Source organism: Mesorhizobium sp. DCY119, from assembly GCF_003590645.1.
GTDB lineage: Bacteria > Pseudomonadota > Alphaproteobacteria > Rhizobiales > Rhizobiaceae > Mesorhizobium_M.
Window position 1 is genome coordinate 4688665 of record NZ_CP031834.1, and the last position, 14809, is coordinate 4703473.

Annotated in this window: 16 protein-coding genes; 10 read left to right on the top strand and 6 right to left on the bottom strand. The window is 61.2% G+C overall.

Going from position 1 to position 14809, the window contains the following annotated elements; genetic code table 11:
• Positions 1-39 precede the first annotated feature (39 nt).
• The 3 genes from lptB to lptC are packed head-to-tail and all read right to left on the bottom strand — an operon-like array spanning position 40 to position 2148.
• Positions 40-852 (bottom strand): LPS export ABC transporter ATP-binding protein, encoded by an 813-nt coding sequence (gene lptB / locus DZG07_RS22945; protein WP_091916539.1) that lies wholly within the window; start codon positions 850-852, stop codon positions 40-42.
• Positions 852-1391 (bottom strand): LptA/OstA family protein, encoded by a 540-nt coding sequence (locus DZG07_RS22950; protein WP_244537949.1) that lies wholly within the window; start codon positions 1389-1391, stop codon positions 852-854. The genes lptB and DZG07_RS22950 overlap by 1 nt, the downstream gene beginning before the upstream one ends.
• Before the next feature lie 40 nt (positions 1392-1431).
• Positions 1432-2148: an LPS export ABC transporter periplasmic protein LptC gene (lptC, locus tag DZG07_RS22955; protein ID WP_091916622.1), complete on the bottom strand. Its 717-nt coding sequence runs from the start codon at positions 2146-2148 to the stop codon at positions 1432-1434.
• 395 nt (positions 2149-2543) lie between these two features.
• Between lptC and sppA the strand changes: the two genes are divergently transcribed.
• The 9 genes from sppA to DZG07_RS23000 all read left to right on the top strand — a co-directional run bounded on the left by sppA (position 2544) and on the right by DZG07_RS23000 (position 11156).
• Positions 2544-3500 (top strand): signal peptide peptidase SppA, encoded by a 957-nt coding sequence (gene sppA, locus DZG07_RS22960; RefSeq protein ID WP_091916535.1) that lies wholly within the window; start codon positions 2544-2546, stop codon positions 3498-3500.
• A gap of 75 nt (positions 3501-3575) precedes the next feature.
• Positions 3576-3860 carry an integration host factor subunit beta gene (locus DZG07_RS22965; RefSeq protein ID WP_091916534.1) on the top strand — a complete coding sequence of 95 codons (285 nt, stop codon included), beginning with the start codon at positions 3576-3578 and terminating at the stop codon, positions 3858-3860.
• Positions 3861-3909: 49 nt separating this feature from the next.
• Positions 3910-4230, top strand: a complete 321-nt coding sequence (locus DZG07_RS22970) for a DUF1049 domain-containing protein (protein ID WP_091916533.1) — start codon at positions 3910-3912, stop codon at positions 4228-4230.
• A gap of 45 nt (positions 4231-4275) precedes the next feature.
• Positions 4276-5241: an ornithine cyclodeaminase family protein gene (locus DZG07_RS22975; RefSeq protein ID WP_119821084.1), complete on the top strand. Its 966-nt coding sequence runs from the start codon at positions 4276-4278 to the stop codon at positions 5239-5241.
• A gap of 68 nt (positions 5242-5309) precedes the next feature.
• On the top strand, positions 5310-6383 hold the full coding sequence (locus DZG07_RS22980; RefSeq protein ID WP_119821086.1) for a class I SAM-dependent rRNA methyltransferase: 1074 nt from the start codon (positions 5310-5312) through the stop codon (positions 6381-6383).
• Entirely contained in the window at positions 6380-7234 is an 855-nt protein-coding gene (locus tag DZG07_RS22985) for an RNA methyltransferase (protein ID WP_119821088.1), read from the top strand. The genes DZG07_RS22980 and DZG07_RS22985 overlap by 4 nt, the downstream gene beginning before the upstream one ends.
• Positions 7231-7725: a signal peptidase II gene (gene lspA / locus DZG07_RS22990; protein ID WP_119821090.1), complete on the top strand. Its 495-nt coding sequence runs from the start codon at positions 7231-7233 to the stop codon at positions 7723-7725. Before DZG07_RS22985 ends, lspA begins: the two co-directional genes overlap by 4 nt.
• A 91-nt stretch (positions 7726-7816) precedes the next feature.
• Positions 7817-10105, top strand: coding sequence for a response regulator (locus DZG07_RS22995; RefSeq protein WP_119821092.1), 2289 nt, complete (start codon positions 7817-7819; stop codon positions 10103-10105).
• A gap of 217 nt (positions 10106-10322) precedes the next feature.
• Entirely contained in the window at positions 10323-11156 is an 834-nt protein-coding gene (locus DZG07_RS23000) for a GNAT family N-acetyltransferase (RefSeq protein ID WP_244537948.1), read from the top strand.
• Positions 11157-11176: 20 nt separating this feature from the next.
• Here DZG07_RS23000 and DZG07_RS23005 read toward each other — a convergent pair whose 3' ends face one another.
• A complete protein-coding gene (locus tag DZG07_RS23005; RefSeq protein WP_119821093.1) occupies positions 11177-11809 on the bottom strand; it encodes a trimeric intracellular cation channel family protein in 633 nt (210 codons plus the stop codon).
• 103 nt (positions 11810-11912) lie between these two features.
• On the bottom strand, positions 11913-12578 hold the full coding sequence (grpE, locus tag DZG07_RS23010; RefSeq protein ID WP_091916620.1) for a nucleotide exchange factor GrpE: 666 nt from the start codon (positions 12576-12578) through the stop codon (positions 11913-11915).
• 515 nt (positions 12579-13093) lie between these two features.
• Here grpE and DZG07_RS23020 point away from each other — a divergent pair.
• Complete coding sequence (locus tag DZG07_RS23020; protein ID WP_091916524.1) at positions 13094-14116, top strand: fatty acid desaturase; 1023 nt, start codon at positions 13094-13096, stop codon at positions 14114-14116.
• Between the two features lie 59 nt (positions 14117-14175).
• On the opposite strand, the gene DZG07_RS23025 is transcribed toward DZG07_RS23020, so the two are convergent.
• Positions 14176-14796, bottom strand: coding sequence for a DJ-1/PfpI family protein (locus tag DZG07_RS23025; protein ID WP_091916522.1), 621 nt, complete (start codon positions 14794-14796; stop codon positions 14176-14178).
• Between the last annotated feature and the right edge of the window lie 13 nt (positions 14797-14809).

A 14809-nucleotide genomic window follows, 5' to 3' on the forward strand; every position in this document is an offset into this window, starting at 1 on the left:
AAGCAACGTCTCGCGGGATCACGCAAAAAGCACAGAAATTTAGAGCGTGAAGCCTTCGCCGAGATAAAGCCGCCGCACGTCCGGATCGGCGACGATGTCGGCCGCGGAGCCATGCTTCAGGATTTCGCCGGCGTGAATGATGTAGGCCCGGTCGATCAGCCCAAGCGTCTCGCGCACATTGTGGTCGGTGATCAGGACGCCGATGCCGCGCTTGGTCAGGTGGCGCACGAGCTGCTGGATGTCGGAGACGGCGATCGGATCGACGCCGGCGAACGGCTCGTCGAGCAGCATGTAGTTCGGACGGCTGGCCAGAGCCCGGGCAATTTCGAGACGGCGACGCTCGCCGCCGGAGAGCGAAATGGCCGGGGCCTTGCGCAAATGAGCGATATGGAACTCGTCCAAGAGCGCATCGAGATTTTTGTCGCGCTCCTTACGGCTCTTCTCGACCACTTCGAGCACCGCGCGGATATTGTTCTCGACGGTCAGGCCGCGAAAAATCGAGGCTTCCTGCGGAAGATAGCCGACGCCAAGCCTTGCACGACGATACATCGGCATGGAGGAGACGTCGAAGCCATCGATCTCGATGGTGCCCTTGTCCACCGGCACCAAGCCGGTGACCATGTAAAAGCATGTCGTCTTGCCCGCACCATTCGGACCCAAGAGCCCGACAGCCTCGCCGGCCCGAACGCCGAGCGACACGCTGTTGACCACGGTTCGTCCCTTGTAGGCCTTGGTCAGGCCCTGCGCGATCAAGGTGCCCTTGAAGCTCGCAGCATCCTTGCGCAAGGCAGGAGCAGCCGGCGCCGACCGACGCCCCGACAGGCGCGACAAGAGCGATGCAGATTGCGGCATTACTGTTTCTTGGTTCCGGTGGTGGCTCCAGGGGTCGATCCAGGAGTGATCGACATCATGACGCGACCGCTGCCCGAATTACCCTTCTTGCAGCCGTCGACATTGGCTTCGCCGGTCTTCATCTGCACCGTGAGCTTGCAGCCGACGAGCACATTGGGGCCGTCGGACATGACCACCTCGTCGCCCGACAAAACAAGAATCTCGGTCTTCATGTCGAACGTACCGCGATCGCCGGTGGCGACCTGCGTGTTGGATTTGACGTAAACCTTGTCCTCGACCTCGAGCCGGTCGATGTTCGAAGAACCGGTTGCGGCAGAACCGCCATCCTTGGCATAGAAAACCGTCATCTTGCCTGATTTCAGGAGTGTAGGCCCCTGCACGACGGTGACGTTGCCGCTGAAAATCGCCTTGTTTTCGGATTCGCGAACTTCCAGCTTGTCGCTTTCGATCTGAATCGGGTCTTTGCCCGACAGATTCAGGCCGGACAGGCGGCTCTGCGCGCTGTCTTGCGCGAAAACCTGACCCGGAGCCAACGTCATCACCGCAAGGCCCAACACCGCCCCCAGCGGCAGCCTCATTTTATTGCCCCACATTCTGGTCTCCGCTCGCGTTCTCTGCCGTCTTCAACCGGCTGGAATCGATGTTCATGCGCACCCGCTTCTCGAATATTAAAACCTTGCCATTTTCAAGGATCGTCATCGAGTCCGAGTTGATCTTGGCGCCTTTGAGCTGAATATCGACGGGGTCGTCCGTCTTCATTCCACCCTTGCCAATATCCAGATACGCCGATTTGAGCTTCGCCACCATACCGTCAGAGGTGGTAATCGTCATGGCGTCGGTGATCTCGAGCGTGTTCTTGTCGCGGTCATATGTGCCGTGCGGGGCAACCACGGTTGCCCAGTTTTCGGCATCGACCGGCAATTTCGCGTCAATGCCTTCGAGCTTGACGATGCCTTCATTCTGGAATTCCTGAATGGCACGCGCCGCAGTCATCTTGTAAGGCCGGTTGTCCTTGGTGAAGCCATCGAGCTTTGGATTGGCCATCACCAGCTTACCATCGGAATAGGCCGAACCGTCGGCACTGACCGCAACTTTCGCCGGTGTCGCCATGTAGGAATAGCCGACAAATCCCGCAGCCATCAGGACAGCGAGAAGCGGCAATGCGGTCTTGAGAAAGCGCACCCTGTAGGAATGCCGTTGGGCACTCTCAAACGCTCCGCGCCGGGGCTGGGATGGCCCAGATGCCTTAAGCGTGGACGCCGGATGGCTGTCGGTTTCTGTCGGTCGCGCCAACATATTGCCTTCTTGTTTTCCGGTTCGAAGCCGGGCCTTGCCGTATCGCGAATATCCTGCGCGAAGCAGGAAGCATCAAACGATTGAAAACCACGGAATTGTGGCACTAAACTTAAAATCTTCTCCGCATCAACCGGAAGGAAGGGTATCCGGAAATGTGCAAATCTTCGTGAAACTATAGCAAATCCGGGCCTGGAAGCCCATTGAAACGCATAGCCACCACCCGCCGAAAGGCAGCGCCTCTCAGACCTACACAGCAATATGGTTACTTTAATGTGAAATGCCAGCCCATTCGGCTAACCAAAGCAAGACAAGCCGATCCGCCGCAGCGATGAAACCGGTAGCCCTTGCAGGCCGGTTGGATTAAAACGACGCTTTCCCGCTAACACGAGGCTAGCATGGCAACGAGAGCCGACGATCTGATCGACCGCCGTCATTTGCGGCGCAAGCTGACCTTCTGGCGCGTTGCGGCGATTGCCATTGCCGCGATCTGCATCGCGGCAGCGTCGATGTGGTTCTACGACGACGAGTTCGGCGGCACTGCGGCCAACCACATAGCCAAGGTGAAGATCGAGGGAACGATCACCGAGGACGAGGAGCTGCTCGAACGCCTCGAAAAGATCCGCAAGGCAAAATCGGTGAAGGGCGTCATACTGTCGATCGATTCGCCGGGCGGCACCACGGCCGGCGGCGAAGCGATCTTCGACGCCGTCCGCGCGCTTGCCAAGGAAAAGCCGGTCGTCGCGCAGGTCGGCACGCTTGCCGCATCCGCGGGTTACATGATCGCTTCGGCTACCGATCACATTGTCGCGCGCAAATCGTCGATCGTCGGCTCGATCGGCGTCCTGATCCAGTATCCCGATGTCAGCGGCCTGATGGACAAGCTCGGAATCAAGCTGGAAGAAGTCAAATCCTCGCCGCTGAAGGCGGCACCGTCGCCGTTCAGGCCGACCACGGAAGAAGAGCGCACGATGGTTCGCTCGATGATCCTCGACAGCTACGACTGGTTCGTCGGCCTGGTGGAAGAGCGCCGTTCGATGACGCGCGAGCAGGTTATTGCGCTTGCGGATGGCTCGATCTTCACGGGCAGACAGGCGCTGCAGAACAAGCTGATCGATGAGGTCGGCGGCGAGAACGAAGCAATCGACTGGCTCGGTACCAAGGGGGTCGACGTCGATCTCAAGGTCGTTGAATGGAAGCCGAAGGGCAGCGGCTCAAGCCTGTTCTTCAGCAGTTCCATGATGCAGGCGGCCAGCCGCGCCCTCGGCCTGCCCGACGGTGGCGAAGAATTCCTGCGCAAGATTGGTGCGGATCGCTTGTTCCTTGACGGTCTCGTGTCGGTCTGGCAACCTTGAGACTCCGGCGGGCCGGCTTAAAAACGAATAAAATCATCCGCATACCATTACAAACCATTGGCGGGGACCGCGCTCATGATCAAATCCGAACTCGTGCAGATTATTGCCACACGCAATCCGCATCTCTTCCTGCGGGACGTGGAAAACATCGTCAGCGCCATCTTTGACGAAATCACCGATGCCCTGGCGGATGGAAACCGGGTGGAACTGCGCGGTTTCGGCGCATTTTCGGTAAAAAACCGCCCTGCTCGCACCGGCCGCAACCCGCGCACCGGCGATTCGGTCGAGGTCGAGGAGAAGTGGGTTCCCTTCTTCAAGACTGGCAAGGAACTGCGCGAGCGGCTAAACGCCGGCAAGTAAGGCAAAGGCCGTTTCAATCGAAAAAGGCCGGCCTGCACCGGGAATAGATATGCTCAATCGCTTCATGCTCATCGTGGTGTTCGTGCCGATCGCCATCATCCTGATCGCACTGGCGGTGGCCAATCGTGCGCCCACCGCCTTCACGCTGGACCCGTTCAATCCGGGCAATCCAGCGCTGACGCTGCAACTGCCGCTGTTTTTCCTGCTCTTTGCGGCAATTGCCGTTGGCATGATTGTCGGCAGCCTCGCCACATGGCTCAAGCAGGGGCGCTACCGCAAGCTGGCGCGCGTGCGCGGTCAGGAATTGCAGACGATGGCCGATCCGCGACCCATATCCGGCCAAACGAACCTGCCGGCAACAAAGCACTAGACGCGGCAGAGCCCGCGTCGCAGACCCACCACGCAAGGACCAGCAATGCAGATGATTTCGGCGGGCGATGTCGACCGCGCCCTCACCTTTTCCGGACTTGTGGAAACACTGCGCAAGGCCTTTCATGACGGCGCGATCCAGCCGGTGCGTCATCACCACACGGTGGAGCGCCCGACAGGTGCGGCCTCCACACTGCTTCTGATGCCGGCCTGGAGCGACTTCAATGCCGGGGGCGTTTCCGACGGCGGCCATATCGGCGTGAAGATCGTCACCGTTTCGCCTGACAACAATGCAATCGCCAAGCCGGCGGTGATGGGGCTTTACCTGCTTCTCGACGGCACGACCGGCGAACCGCAGGCGCTGATCGACGGGCAGCGCCTGACGCAATGGCGCACGGCCTGCGCTTCCGCGCTGGCCGCCAGCTATCTCGCCCGCGAGGATGCGTCGAAGCTACTGATCGTCGGCGCCGGCGCGCTGGCGCCATTCCTGGCCAAGGCGCATGCGGCGGTTCGGCCGATCAAGCAGGTCAGGATCTGGAATCGCACGCCCGCCAATGCCGAAAAGGTTGCAGCAGATTTGCGCGCTGAAGGCATTGATGCTGCGGCGAGTGCCGACCTGGATGCCGATCTGGGTTGGGCCGACATCGTTTCCTCGGCGACGATCTCGACGACTCCCTTGATCAAGGGCGCGTTGCTGAAGCCCGGCACGCATGTCGATCTGGTCGGCGGATTTACGCCAACCATGCGCGAGAGCGACGACGACGCCATTCGCCGTGCCCGCGTCTATGTCGATACCCGTGCCGGCGCGACCAAGGAGGCCGGCGATATCGTCCAACCACTGGCATCGGGCGTCCTGAAGGCAGAAGACATCGTGGCCGACCTGCACGAACTTGCCCGAGACCAGAAGCGCGGTCGCGAAACCGCCGATGAAATCACGCTGTTCAAGTCGGTGGGGGCCGCGCTGGAAGACCTGGCGGCGGGAATCGCGGTTTATGAGCGCAGCAAGGGCTGAGCGGACGCCATTTCTTGCGATGCGCCGGATGCTGTGGCAGAAGCGCGGCTGCCGCATCTGGAGTGTGCATGAAACCTTCGCGTGACAAACGCCGCGACAAGCGCCCGCAGGCCGATCGCTCTTCGCCGCAGGCCGGCCGAAGCGAACGCCCGGTCGCGCCGCGTCGCAACCCTGACGCTCCCGACGCCAAGCCTGTTCCCGAGCCGAAGGCAGCACCCCGCGTGCTGAAGCGCCGCGAAGGCGCACTGCCGGCCGAACGGCTGCCGGTTATTCTGGAAGTGTCTCCCAACGCCGACTACGCGCTGCTCGACAGCGGCGAAGGCGAAAAGCTGGAGCAATACGGCCCTTATCGCATCGTTCGTCCCGAAGGCCAGGCGATCTGGCAGAAGGCGCTGCCGGCGAAGGAATGGGCCAACGTCGATGCCGTCTTCACCGGCGATACCGACGAGGAAGGCATGGGCCGCTGGCGCTTTCCCAAGACGCCGCTCGGTGAAACATGGCCGATGAGCCATGACGGCATTTCATATCTTGGCCGCTTCACCTCGTTTCGCCATGTCGGCGTCTTTCCAGAACAGGCCTCACACTGGGACCATATGGCAAGCCTGATCCGCAACGCCGGACGCCCGGTCAAGGTGCTAAATTTGTTCGGCTATACCGGGCTCGCTTCGCTGGTGGCAGCACGCGCCGGCGCGGAAGTCACCCATGTCGATGCCTCGAAAAAGGCGATCGGCTGGGCACGCGAAAACCAGCTCATGGCCGGTCTCGGCGAAAAGCCGATCCGCTGGATCTGCGAAGACGCGATGAAATTCGCCGAGCGCGAAGAACGCCGAGGCAATGGCTACGACATCATCCTGTTCGACCCGCCGGCTTATGGGCGTGGGCCCAAGGGCGAAGTCTGGCAGTTGTTCGAGGATTTGCCGGCCTTGACCGATATCTGTCGGTCCATCCTGACGCCGAAACCGCTGGCCGTGGTGCTGACGGCCTATTCCATCCGCGCCTCGTTCTTCGCAATCCACGCACTGATGCGCGACACCTTCGCCGGCATGGGCGGCACCATCGAATCCGGCGAGTTGATCATTCGCGAAAAGGCAGCAGGCCGGGCATTGTCGACATCACTGTTTTCGCGCTGGGTGGCTTCATGAGCGAGCATCGCACCGGCGCGCCGGGTCAGGTCAAGGAAGTCACCAGCCTCGCCAACCCCTTGGTGAAGGACATCAAGGCGCTGGCGCTGAAGAAATTCCGCGACCAACAGAATGCCTTCATGGCCGAGGGCCTGAAGCTCGTCATCGACGCGCTCGATCTCGGCTGGTCGATCAAGACGCTGGTGTTCGCCAAGGCCGGGCTCGGCAACCCGACGATCGAGAAGGTCGCGGCGCGCACGGTAGCTGCCGGCGGGACCGTTCTGGAAGTCTCCGAAAAAGTGCTTTCGGCAATCACCCGGCGCGACAATCCGCAAATGGTGGTCGGTGTGTTTTCGCAGCGCTACCTGCCACTCAAGGACGTTCGCCCCAGGGATGGCGACGTCTGGGTGGCGCTGGATCGCGTGCGCGATCCCGGCAATCTCGGCACGGTGATCCGCACGGTGGACGCCGTCGGCGCCAAGGGCATCATTCTGGTCGGCGAGACGACCGACCCCTTCTCCGTCGAAACAGTCCGCGCCACTATGGGCTCGGTCTTCGCCGTGCCTGTGGCGCGCGCCACGACCGAGGCATTTCTGGCCTGGCGCAAAGGGTTTCCCGGCCTTGTCGCCGGCACGCATCTGAAAGGCGCGGTGGACTATCGTTCAGTCGATTTTTCCGGCCGTCCCGTTCTCTTGCTGATGGGCAACGAACAGCAGGGCCTTCCCGACAGCCTGGCCGAAAGCTGCGACAGGCTCCTGCGCATACCGCAGGCCGGCCGCGCGGATTCGCTCAATCTGGCCGTGGCCACCGGGGTAATGCTTTTTGAAATCAGGCGCGGCGCGCTGACACTCGGCGCGGAGGGCAATGCGTGAGCTGGAAATCCTTGGCTCTCTACGGCTTGCTCAGCGCCGTCGCCGTGGCGTTCGACCAGTGGATCAAGTTTCTGGTCGAAACCGAGCTCTTCATGCACGACCAGATCAACATTCTTCCTTTCCTGGCGCTCTATCGCACCTATAACACCGGTGTTGCCTTCTCGATGTTTTCGTCGATCGGCGACAAGGGGCTGATCCTGCTTTCGCTGGCGGTGGTCGCCTTCGTGCTCTATCTGGCGTTTCGGACGGGACCAGGCCAGGTTCTGGCAAGAATCGGCTTCGCGCTGATTATCGGCGGGGCAATCGGAAACCTCATCGACCGCACGGTCTATGGCCACGTCATCGACTACATATTGTTCCACACGCCGGTCTGGTCGTTCGCGATCTTCAACCTGGCCGATGCGTTCATCACCGTCGGTGCAGGGCTCGTTTTGATCGATGAGTTTTTCAGCTGGCGGCGCATGAAATCGGCGCCACCGTCGAGTGACTGATTTCGCGCAATACGCGTATTTTCGCGGCGACCGCTAAAATTAGAACGATCCGCCAAAAGCTTCCCTAAGGCTTCCCGTCTACGGTCGACGCATGAGCGTGGATTCCGTCGAAACCGAATTGCGAAGCATCGAGCGCGGCGCGGAAACCGAACCGTCGCAGGCGTTGCGGCGGCGGCAGATCGTATCGCCGCCGATCGCCCCGGAACTGCCCCGCCGCGCTTCCCGTGTGCTGATCTATGCGACGCTCGCAGTCGTGCTCGTATTCGCGGCACTCGCCAAGCTGGAGGGCGCGTCGGATTTCATCAGCGCCGGACTTCTCGTCACCGGTGCCGTTGGCCTCGCCATCCTCACCAGGGCTTTTCGAAACGAACGCAGGGCGGTTTCGCTGATCCGGGAAAGCACGGCCCGCAGCCGCGCCGAAATCGAGACCCTCGCCGACCGGATGTGGGAGCTTCAGGAAAGCGAGGAGCGCTTTCATGGGCTTATCGACGCTCTCGGCGATCTCGTCGTCCATCGCGATCGCGAGGGACACATCGTCTACGCCAACAAGGTTTTCGCCGAACTGATCGGCTCGGATCTGCGTAAAATCTCCGGCCGCACGCTTTCGGAGCTCGGCATCGAGGTCGGCATCGTGCCGGATGCGGCCTTCTCCGACGGTGAATGCCTGAGTTCGACCGATGTCGCCATTCGCGCGCCGGGCGGACCGCGCTGGTTTTCGTGGATCGAGCTTTCGGTGCGCGACAAGGAAACCGGCACCGTATCCCACCGGGCTATCGCACGCGACATCACCGCCCGCAAACGCGCCGAGACGGCACTCATCAACGCACGCGAGCGCGCGGAATATGCCAGCCAGGCCAAGTCCCGGTTTCTGGCGACCGTCAGCCACGAAATCCGCACGCCGATGAACGGCATCATGGGCATGGCCAAACTTCTTGCCGACACGGGGCTTACGCCGGAACAGCGAACCTATGTCGGCGCAGTCTCCACGTCGGCCAGCGCGCTTTTGGCGCTGATCGAGGATCTGCTCGATTACTCGAAGATCGAGGCCGGGCGGTTTGACCCGGAACCGCAGCCGACATCTCCGCGCGAGATTGCCGACAATGTCGTCGAACTGCTGGCTTCCCGCGCATTCGCAAAGAACATCGGGCTGGGGTGTCATGTCGCACCGGAAGTGCCGCAGATGATCACCGCCGATCCAGGCCGGGTTCGTCAGGTGCTGCTCAATCTCATCGGCAATGCGATCAAATTCACCGATGCGGGCGGCGTCCTCGTCGTCGTCACGCGGGTGACCGACGAGAATTCCGACATGATCCGCTTCTCGATTGCAGACAGCGGCCAGGGCCTTCGCAAAGGCGACCTCGAGCGCATTTTCGACGAGTTCGAGCAGGCCGACGGCACTTCCACGCGAACCCATGGCGGTGCAGGACTGGGGCTGGCGATCTCCAAGCGCATCGTGCAGTCGATGGGCGGGACGATTTCGGTCGAAAGCAGCTACGGCAAGGGATCGGAGTTTTCCTTCGCCATTCCGGCTGCCGACGCAATCGACGGCGGTAATATTCGCGGCATGGTTCTCACCGGACGCCGGGCCGTCATCCTGTCGTCAAATCGGGCGGAGGCCGAGGCCATCGCCCGCTCGATCAGGGCGCATGGCGGCATGGTCGAGATCGCCGAGACACAATCGCAGGCGATCGCGCTGGCCAAGGGCTGCGACACGCTGCTGATCGATGCCGCACTCGAGAGGAACGACGGGCGCTTGCTCAGGCGGCTGCGTCAGGCCGGTTTTGATACCTGCCAGGCCGTCACGCTGATTGCGCCGACCGATCGCGGCATGCTCGGCGATTTCAGAAGCAGCGGTTATTCGACATTCCTCGCGCGTCCCGTTCGCGGCGAAACCTTGCTGCGCGTTCTGCTGACTGCCGGCTCGGGCGCGCTTCAGACAGTGGAGGCCCCGAAACGCCGGGCGCCGTCCAAACCGGGAAACAAGCGTCAGATCGGACTGTCCATCCTGATCGCCGAGGACAATGATATCAACGCCATGCTGGCGCGCGCCGCCTTGCTGAAGGCCGGCCATCGCGTCGATGTAGTCGGAAATGGTAAGGCCGCCGTCGAAGCAGTGACCGGCAGCACACGAAAACGACGCTACGACGCGGTGTTGATGGACCTTCATATGCCCGTCATGGACGGGCTCGACGCGATCGCCGCTATCCGACGCCATGAAGAGGAAACCGGAACGACGCCGGTGCCGATCATGGTGCTTTCGGCGGATAGCCAGGAAAAAACCCGTCATGCGGTTCTGGCCCATGGCGCCAGCGGCTTCGTCACAAAGCCACTCGATCCGGCGGCGTTGGTACAGGCGGTGAGCGAACACGCCGCAGTCTGACCGCGCCGGGATTTGGCCACACCAACACAATCGCTTAGCCGGCTTTGCTGTTTCTGAACGCACGGCAATGATTGCCCTGGAGAATGGTTCAAGCTACAGTCACAATCCTGTTGCACTCCCCCTTTATCCCGCACATGTGGGATGGCTCGAAGGAGAATCACCCGTGCAGACAGCGTTGCCGGAGCGGGATACATTTCTGAACGCCAATGGCGCCGCGATCATCGCGCGGCTGGCCGATGACGTTTTTCGAAGCGAAGCCTTGGGCCGAATAGGCAATCTCGAAGTTCGCCTTGCGCGCGATCCGGCAGAAATAGCCGCTGCGCAGGAAGTGCGTTATCGCGTTTTCTACGACGAACTTGGCGCCAAGCAGAGCCTCGCACATTCGCTGGACAGGCGTGACGCCGACCGTTTCGACGCGATTTGCGATCACCTCCTGGTGCTCGACATGTCGCTTGCTGGCCCCGCCCATAGCCGAATCGTCGGAACTTACCGGCTGTTGAGGCAGGAAAGTGCCGTTGCGGCCGGTGGCTTCTATTCCGAAGACGAATTCGAGCTGAAAAAGCTCATTGCCCGCCATCCCGGCCAGCGCTTTCTCGAGCTCGGGCGCTCCTGCGTGTTGCCTGAATATCGCTCCAAGCGCACCATAGAGGTGCTCTGGCAAGGCATCTGGGCCTACATCAATCACTATGACGTCGGCGTGATGGCCGGTTGCGCTTCGTTCCACGGCACGGTGCCTGCGGCCCACAGCGAAGCACTTTCCTATCTGGCTCACAATTGCCGGACCAGCAGCGCCTGGGATGTTCGTGCCATTCCGAGCCGCTATTGCGACATGGACCTGATGCCGGCCGAGGCGATCAACATCAAATCGGCAATCGCGGCTATGCCGCCGCTGATCAAGGGCTATCTGCGGATCGGAGCCCGGATCGGCGATGGTTGCGTGATCGATGAGGATTTCGGCACCGTCGACGTTTTCATCGTCATGCCGGTGAAGGAAATCAGCGCCCGCTACGTCAATTATTACGGCGGCGAGGGCCAGCGCTTCGCTGCCTGATCACCCGTGACCGCCTTTGATCAGGGAATGTCTTCCGGGCGGCGTCCGGGACGGCTTTTGTAGGCAGGGAAGGCCCAGCCAAATTTGAGTGCCCCTGCCCGCACGATGAAGGCGGTCGCAAACGCTGCCAGCGCAGAGACGGGCAGTGGCGCACCCGCGACATCGGCAAGCGTGAAGACAGCCGCCCCCGCCATCGCCGCCGTCACGTAGATTTCCGGGCGCAAAAGTACTGATGGTTCACCGGCAAGAAGGTCGCGCAGGATGCCGCCCAAGGTGGCCGTGAGCATGCCGGTGACGACTGCGACAGTCGGAGAGCCGGTAATTGCCATGCCCTTGGCGGCTCCCATCGCCGAATAGGCGGACAGGCCGAGCGCATCCAGCCAGAGCAGGAGCTTGTAGCGGGATTCGACCATGTGCGCGGTGAAGAAGATGAGAACAGCTATGACGGCGCAGATCAGCACATAATCGGGATTGCGGACCCAGAAGACGGGCGCGCCGAGTATCAGGTCGCGGAACGTGCCGCCGCCTATGCCGGTGACACTCGCCAGGAAGAGAAAACCGATGATATCGAGCTGCTTGCGGGATGCTGCGAGCGCGCCGGTGGCCGCAAAGACAGCCACGCCGGCATAGTCGAGAAGCAGAATCGGGTTCATCGCCACCGCCGCCAATATTTTGCCGGAGCATGGTCGATCCCGAAACGCCATGCAACGTCCGCGCCGACTTATGTCATTGCGGCGCGCCCGTCGAAGGCTAGGATCAGGCGTCCTTTTCGGCCTGCTCGTTGATGGGACCGGGCTCAGCCTGCCCGTCCGCCGAACCGGTTGCGGTCGAAGCTTCGGCCGGAGCCGCCTGCTTGGGACCACCCTTGGCAACACCGACCATGGCGGGGCGCAGTACGCGCTCGCCGATCGAATAGCCCGGCTGCACGACCTGAACCACGGTGTTGGCCGGCACGTCGGGGTTCGGCACCTCGAACATCGCCTGATGGAAATGCGGATCGAACTTGGCGCCCTGCGGCTCCAGCTTCTTCACGCCGTGGCGTTCGAGAGCCGAAAGCATGGCGCGCTCGGTCATCTCGACGCCTTCGATCAAGGCCATGAAGCCCGCGTCTCCAGCTGCTTTGGCTTCGGCCGGAATGGCTTCCAGCGCGCGATTGAGGTTGTCCGAAACCGACAGCATATCGCGCGCGAAGTTGGCCACGGAATAGGCTCGCGCATCCTGCACGTCGCGCGCGGTGCGCCGGCGCAGGTTCTCCATGTCAGCTGCAATCCGCAGAGCCCGCTCCTTGAGCTCTTCATTTTCCTTCATCAGCCGGACAAGCGCTTCATAGTCGCCCTCATTGGCAGCGTCGCGCGCTTCGGCAGCAGCCTCGAGGGCCTCGTTCTCTTCGGGCGCGCGTTCTTGTTTTTCCTGCTCGTTCATCGCCATGTCCCGTCATTCTCATAGGTTCGGAAGTTGGGCCCGATATCGAGGTTTGACGGGCAAAAATCAAGGGGTAAGGCGGTTGGACGACACCCTGGAAGCGGTTTCGCCGGATATTCCAAGTCAGTCCTTCCATTGATTCCATTTTAATTAAACCTTTACCCTAACGACCAACGGCGGTTGCATAAGACCATCGATGGAGGAACCATTCCAACGCACAGGGAGTTCTTCACCCAACAAAAGGTATTGGGACGATGCCCCGCAGTGACAATGAAAAATACAGCGCCTTAGCTTTGGAGATCAGACGCCAGCTTGGAACCGAACCGGTGAAAAGGTTCGTGCGGTCCCTGCCGGCGTTTGCACCTGAACAGGAGGCTCCGCGCAAGCTGCGTGATCTCTTGGGCAAGCTGGAGCGGGCAGAGGCGCTGGCCAGCACCGCGACACGCCGCCGCTAGGGTCATCGCGCGCCACTTAAACTTCTTGCAACCGGCGCGGTGGCCTGTCTATGGTCGCCGATGAACATTGCCCCCGATCTCCACACTCGCTCCGGCGAACGCGCCTGGCTGAAAATTCTCGCACGCTACCGAAAACCCAACCGGGGCCGAAGTGCGCTTGAACTTGCCATAACTGTTGTTCCTTTTGCCGGTTTATGGGCGCTTTCCTGGGCCGCTGTGCATTACGGCCATTGGTGGGGCCTCATTTTCATTGTGCCGGCCGCCGGTTTCCTGCTTCGGCTTTTCATGATCCAGCATGATTGCGGGCACGGCTCCTTCTTCGCCCATCGCTCCTCGGACGACTGGACAGGCCGGGCGATCGGTGTCCTGACGCTCACGCCCTATGACTACTGGCGCCGCGCGCATGCCGCGCATCATGCCACTGCCGGCAACCTGGACGAGCGCGGCGTCGGCGACATAACGACGCTGACCGTTGCCGAATATCGTGCCCTTTCGCCAAGAGGCCGTCTCGCCTACCGGCTGTACCGCCATCCAATCGTGATGTTCGGTATCGGCCCCATCTGGCTTTTCCTGTTCAAGCAGCGGCTGCCCTTCGGCATGATGCGCGCCGGCATGCTGCCCTGGGTTTCGACCATGGCGACCAATTTTGCGATCGCCGCCCTATCGGTGGGCCTGATCTGGCTTATCGGCATCGTGCCGTTCCTGATCGTGCATCTGCCTATCGTCGTATTGGCGGGTGCTGCAGGCATATGGCTGTTCTACGTCCAGCACCAGTTCGAGGACACCCACTGGTCTGAAGGCCAGGACTGGGAATTCCAATACGCCGCGCTGCATGGCTCGTCGCATTACGACCTGCCGCGCGTCTTGCGCTGGCTCACCGGCAATATCGGCATCCACCATGTCCATCATCTGTCCAGCAAAGTGCCGTGCTACCGGCTTCCCGAGGTGCTGCGGGATTTTCCGGAGCTGCAAAACGTTGGACGCATCACGATCATGGAAAGCTTTCGCTGCGTGAAACTGGTGCTCTGGGACGAGAACCGGAAGAAGCTGATTTCCTTCCGGGAAGCGCGCGCGATCGCCTGAAACAGCAAGGCAAAAGGCCGCTGCGGATTACACGTAGCGGCCTTGGAATCAGAACCAATTCAAGCCGCTTGCCGCGTCTCGCGCATCATGGTCTTGCCATGGGTGACTTCGCTCCCGAGAACTTTCAGACATTCGCGCATGAAGGCTGCGAGCCCCGGCCAGCCCTTGGCTGACACGAGATTGCCATCGACATGCGCGCCATTCGGCGCGACGTCGATATAGATGCCGCCGGCCAGGGTCACTTCCGGCTCACAATACTGCAGCGCCGCCACCTCCCTGCCGCGCACGACGCCGTCCACGGCAATCAGTATTTGCACACCATGGCAGATGGTGAAAATCGGCTTCCCGGTTTCGTGGAAATGCCGGACCATCGCCTGCACGCGCTTGTCGATGCGGATATATTCCGGGCCGCGGCCACCAGCGGCATAGACCGCGTCGTATTCGTCGAGCTTCACTTCCGAAAACGTCTTGTTGAGAATGTAATCGTGGCCGAGTTTTTCGGTGTAGGTCTGGTTGCCTTCGAAATCGTGAAGCGAAGTCTTTATCGCCTCACCGGCTTTCTTGTCGGGGCACACGACATGCACCGTGTGGCCGACCGCATGCATCGCCTGCTCGAAAACAAAGATTTCGTATTCCTCGGAGAACTCTCCGACCAGCATCAATATCTTCTTGCCCGGCATTGGTTTCCTCCCT

Bases quoted from the DNA above. Each gene is read 5' to 3' on its own strand.
- lptB (WP_091916539.1), bottom strand. From the start codon at position 852: ATGCCGCAATCTGCATCGCTCTTGTCGCGCCTGTCGGGGCGTCGGTCG.
- DZG07_RS22950 (WP_244537949.1), bottom strand. From the start codon at position 1,391: ATGACGTTGGCTCCGGGTCAGGTTTTCGCGCAAGACAGCGCGCAGAGC.
- lptC (WP_091916622.1), bottom strand. From the start codon at position 2,148: ATGTTGGCGCGACCGACAGAAACCGACAGCCATCCGGCGTCCACGCTT.
- sppA (WP_091916535.1), top strand. From the start codon at position 2,544: ATGGCAACGAGAGCCGACGATCTGATCGACCGCCGTCATTTGCGGCGC.
- DZG07_RS22965 (WP_091916534.1), top strand. From the start codon at position 3,576: ATGATCAAATCCGAACTCGTGCAGATTATTGCCACACGCAATCCGCAT.
- DZG07_RS22970 (WP_091916533.1), top strand. From the start codon at position 3,910: ATGCTCAATCGCTTCATGCTCATCGTGGTGTTCGTGCCGATCGCCATC.
- DZG07_RS22975 (WP_119821084.1), top strand. From the start codon at position 4,276: ATGCAGATGATTTCGGCGGGCGATGTCGACCGCGCCCTCACCTTTTCC.
- DZG07_RS22980 (WP_119821086.1), top strand. From the start codon at position 5,310: ATGAAACCTTCGCGTGACAAACGCCGCGACAAGCGCCCGCAGGCCGAT.
- DZG07_RS22985 (WP_119821088.1), top strand. From the start codon at position 6,380: ATGAGCGAGCATCGCACCGGCGCGCCGGGTCAGGTCAAGGAAGTCACC.
- DZG07_RS22995 (WP_119821092.1), top strand. From the start codon at position 7,817: ATGAGCGTGGATTCCGTCGAAACCGAATTGCGAAGCATCGAGCGCGGC.
- DZG07_RS23005 (WP_119821093.1), bottom strand. From the start codon at position 11,809: ATGAACCCGATTCTGCTTCTCGACTATGCCGGCGTGGCTGTCTTTGCG.
- grpE (WP_091916620.1), bottom strand. From the start codon at position 12,578: ATGAACGAGCAGGAAAAACAAGAACGCGCGCCCGAAGAGAACGAGGCC.
- DZG07_RS23020 (WP_091916524.1), top strand. From the start codon at position 13,094: ATGAACATTGCCCCCGATCTCCACACTCGCTCCGGCGAACGCGCCTGG.
- DZG07_RS23025 (WP_091916522.1), bottom strand. From the start codon at position 14,796: ATGCCGGGCAAGAAGATATTGATGCTGGTCGGAGAGTTCTCCGAGGAA.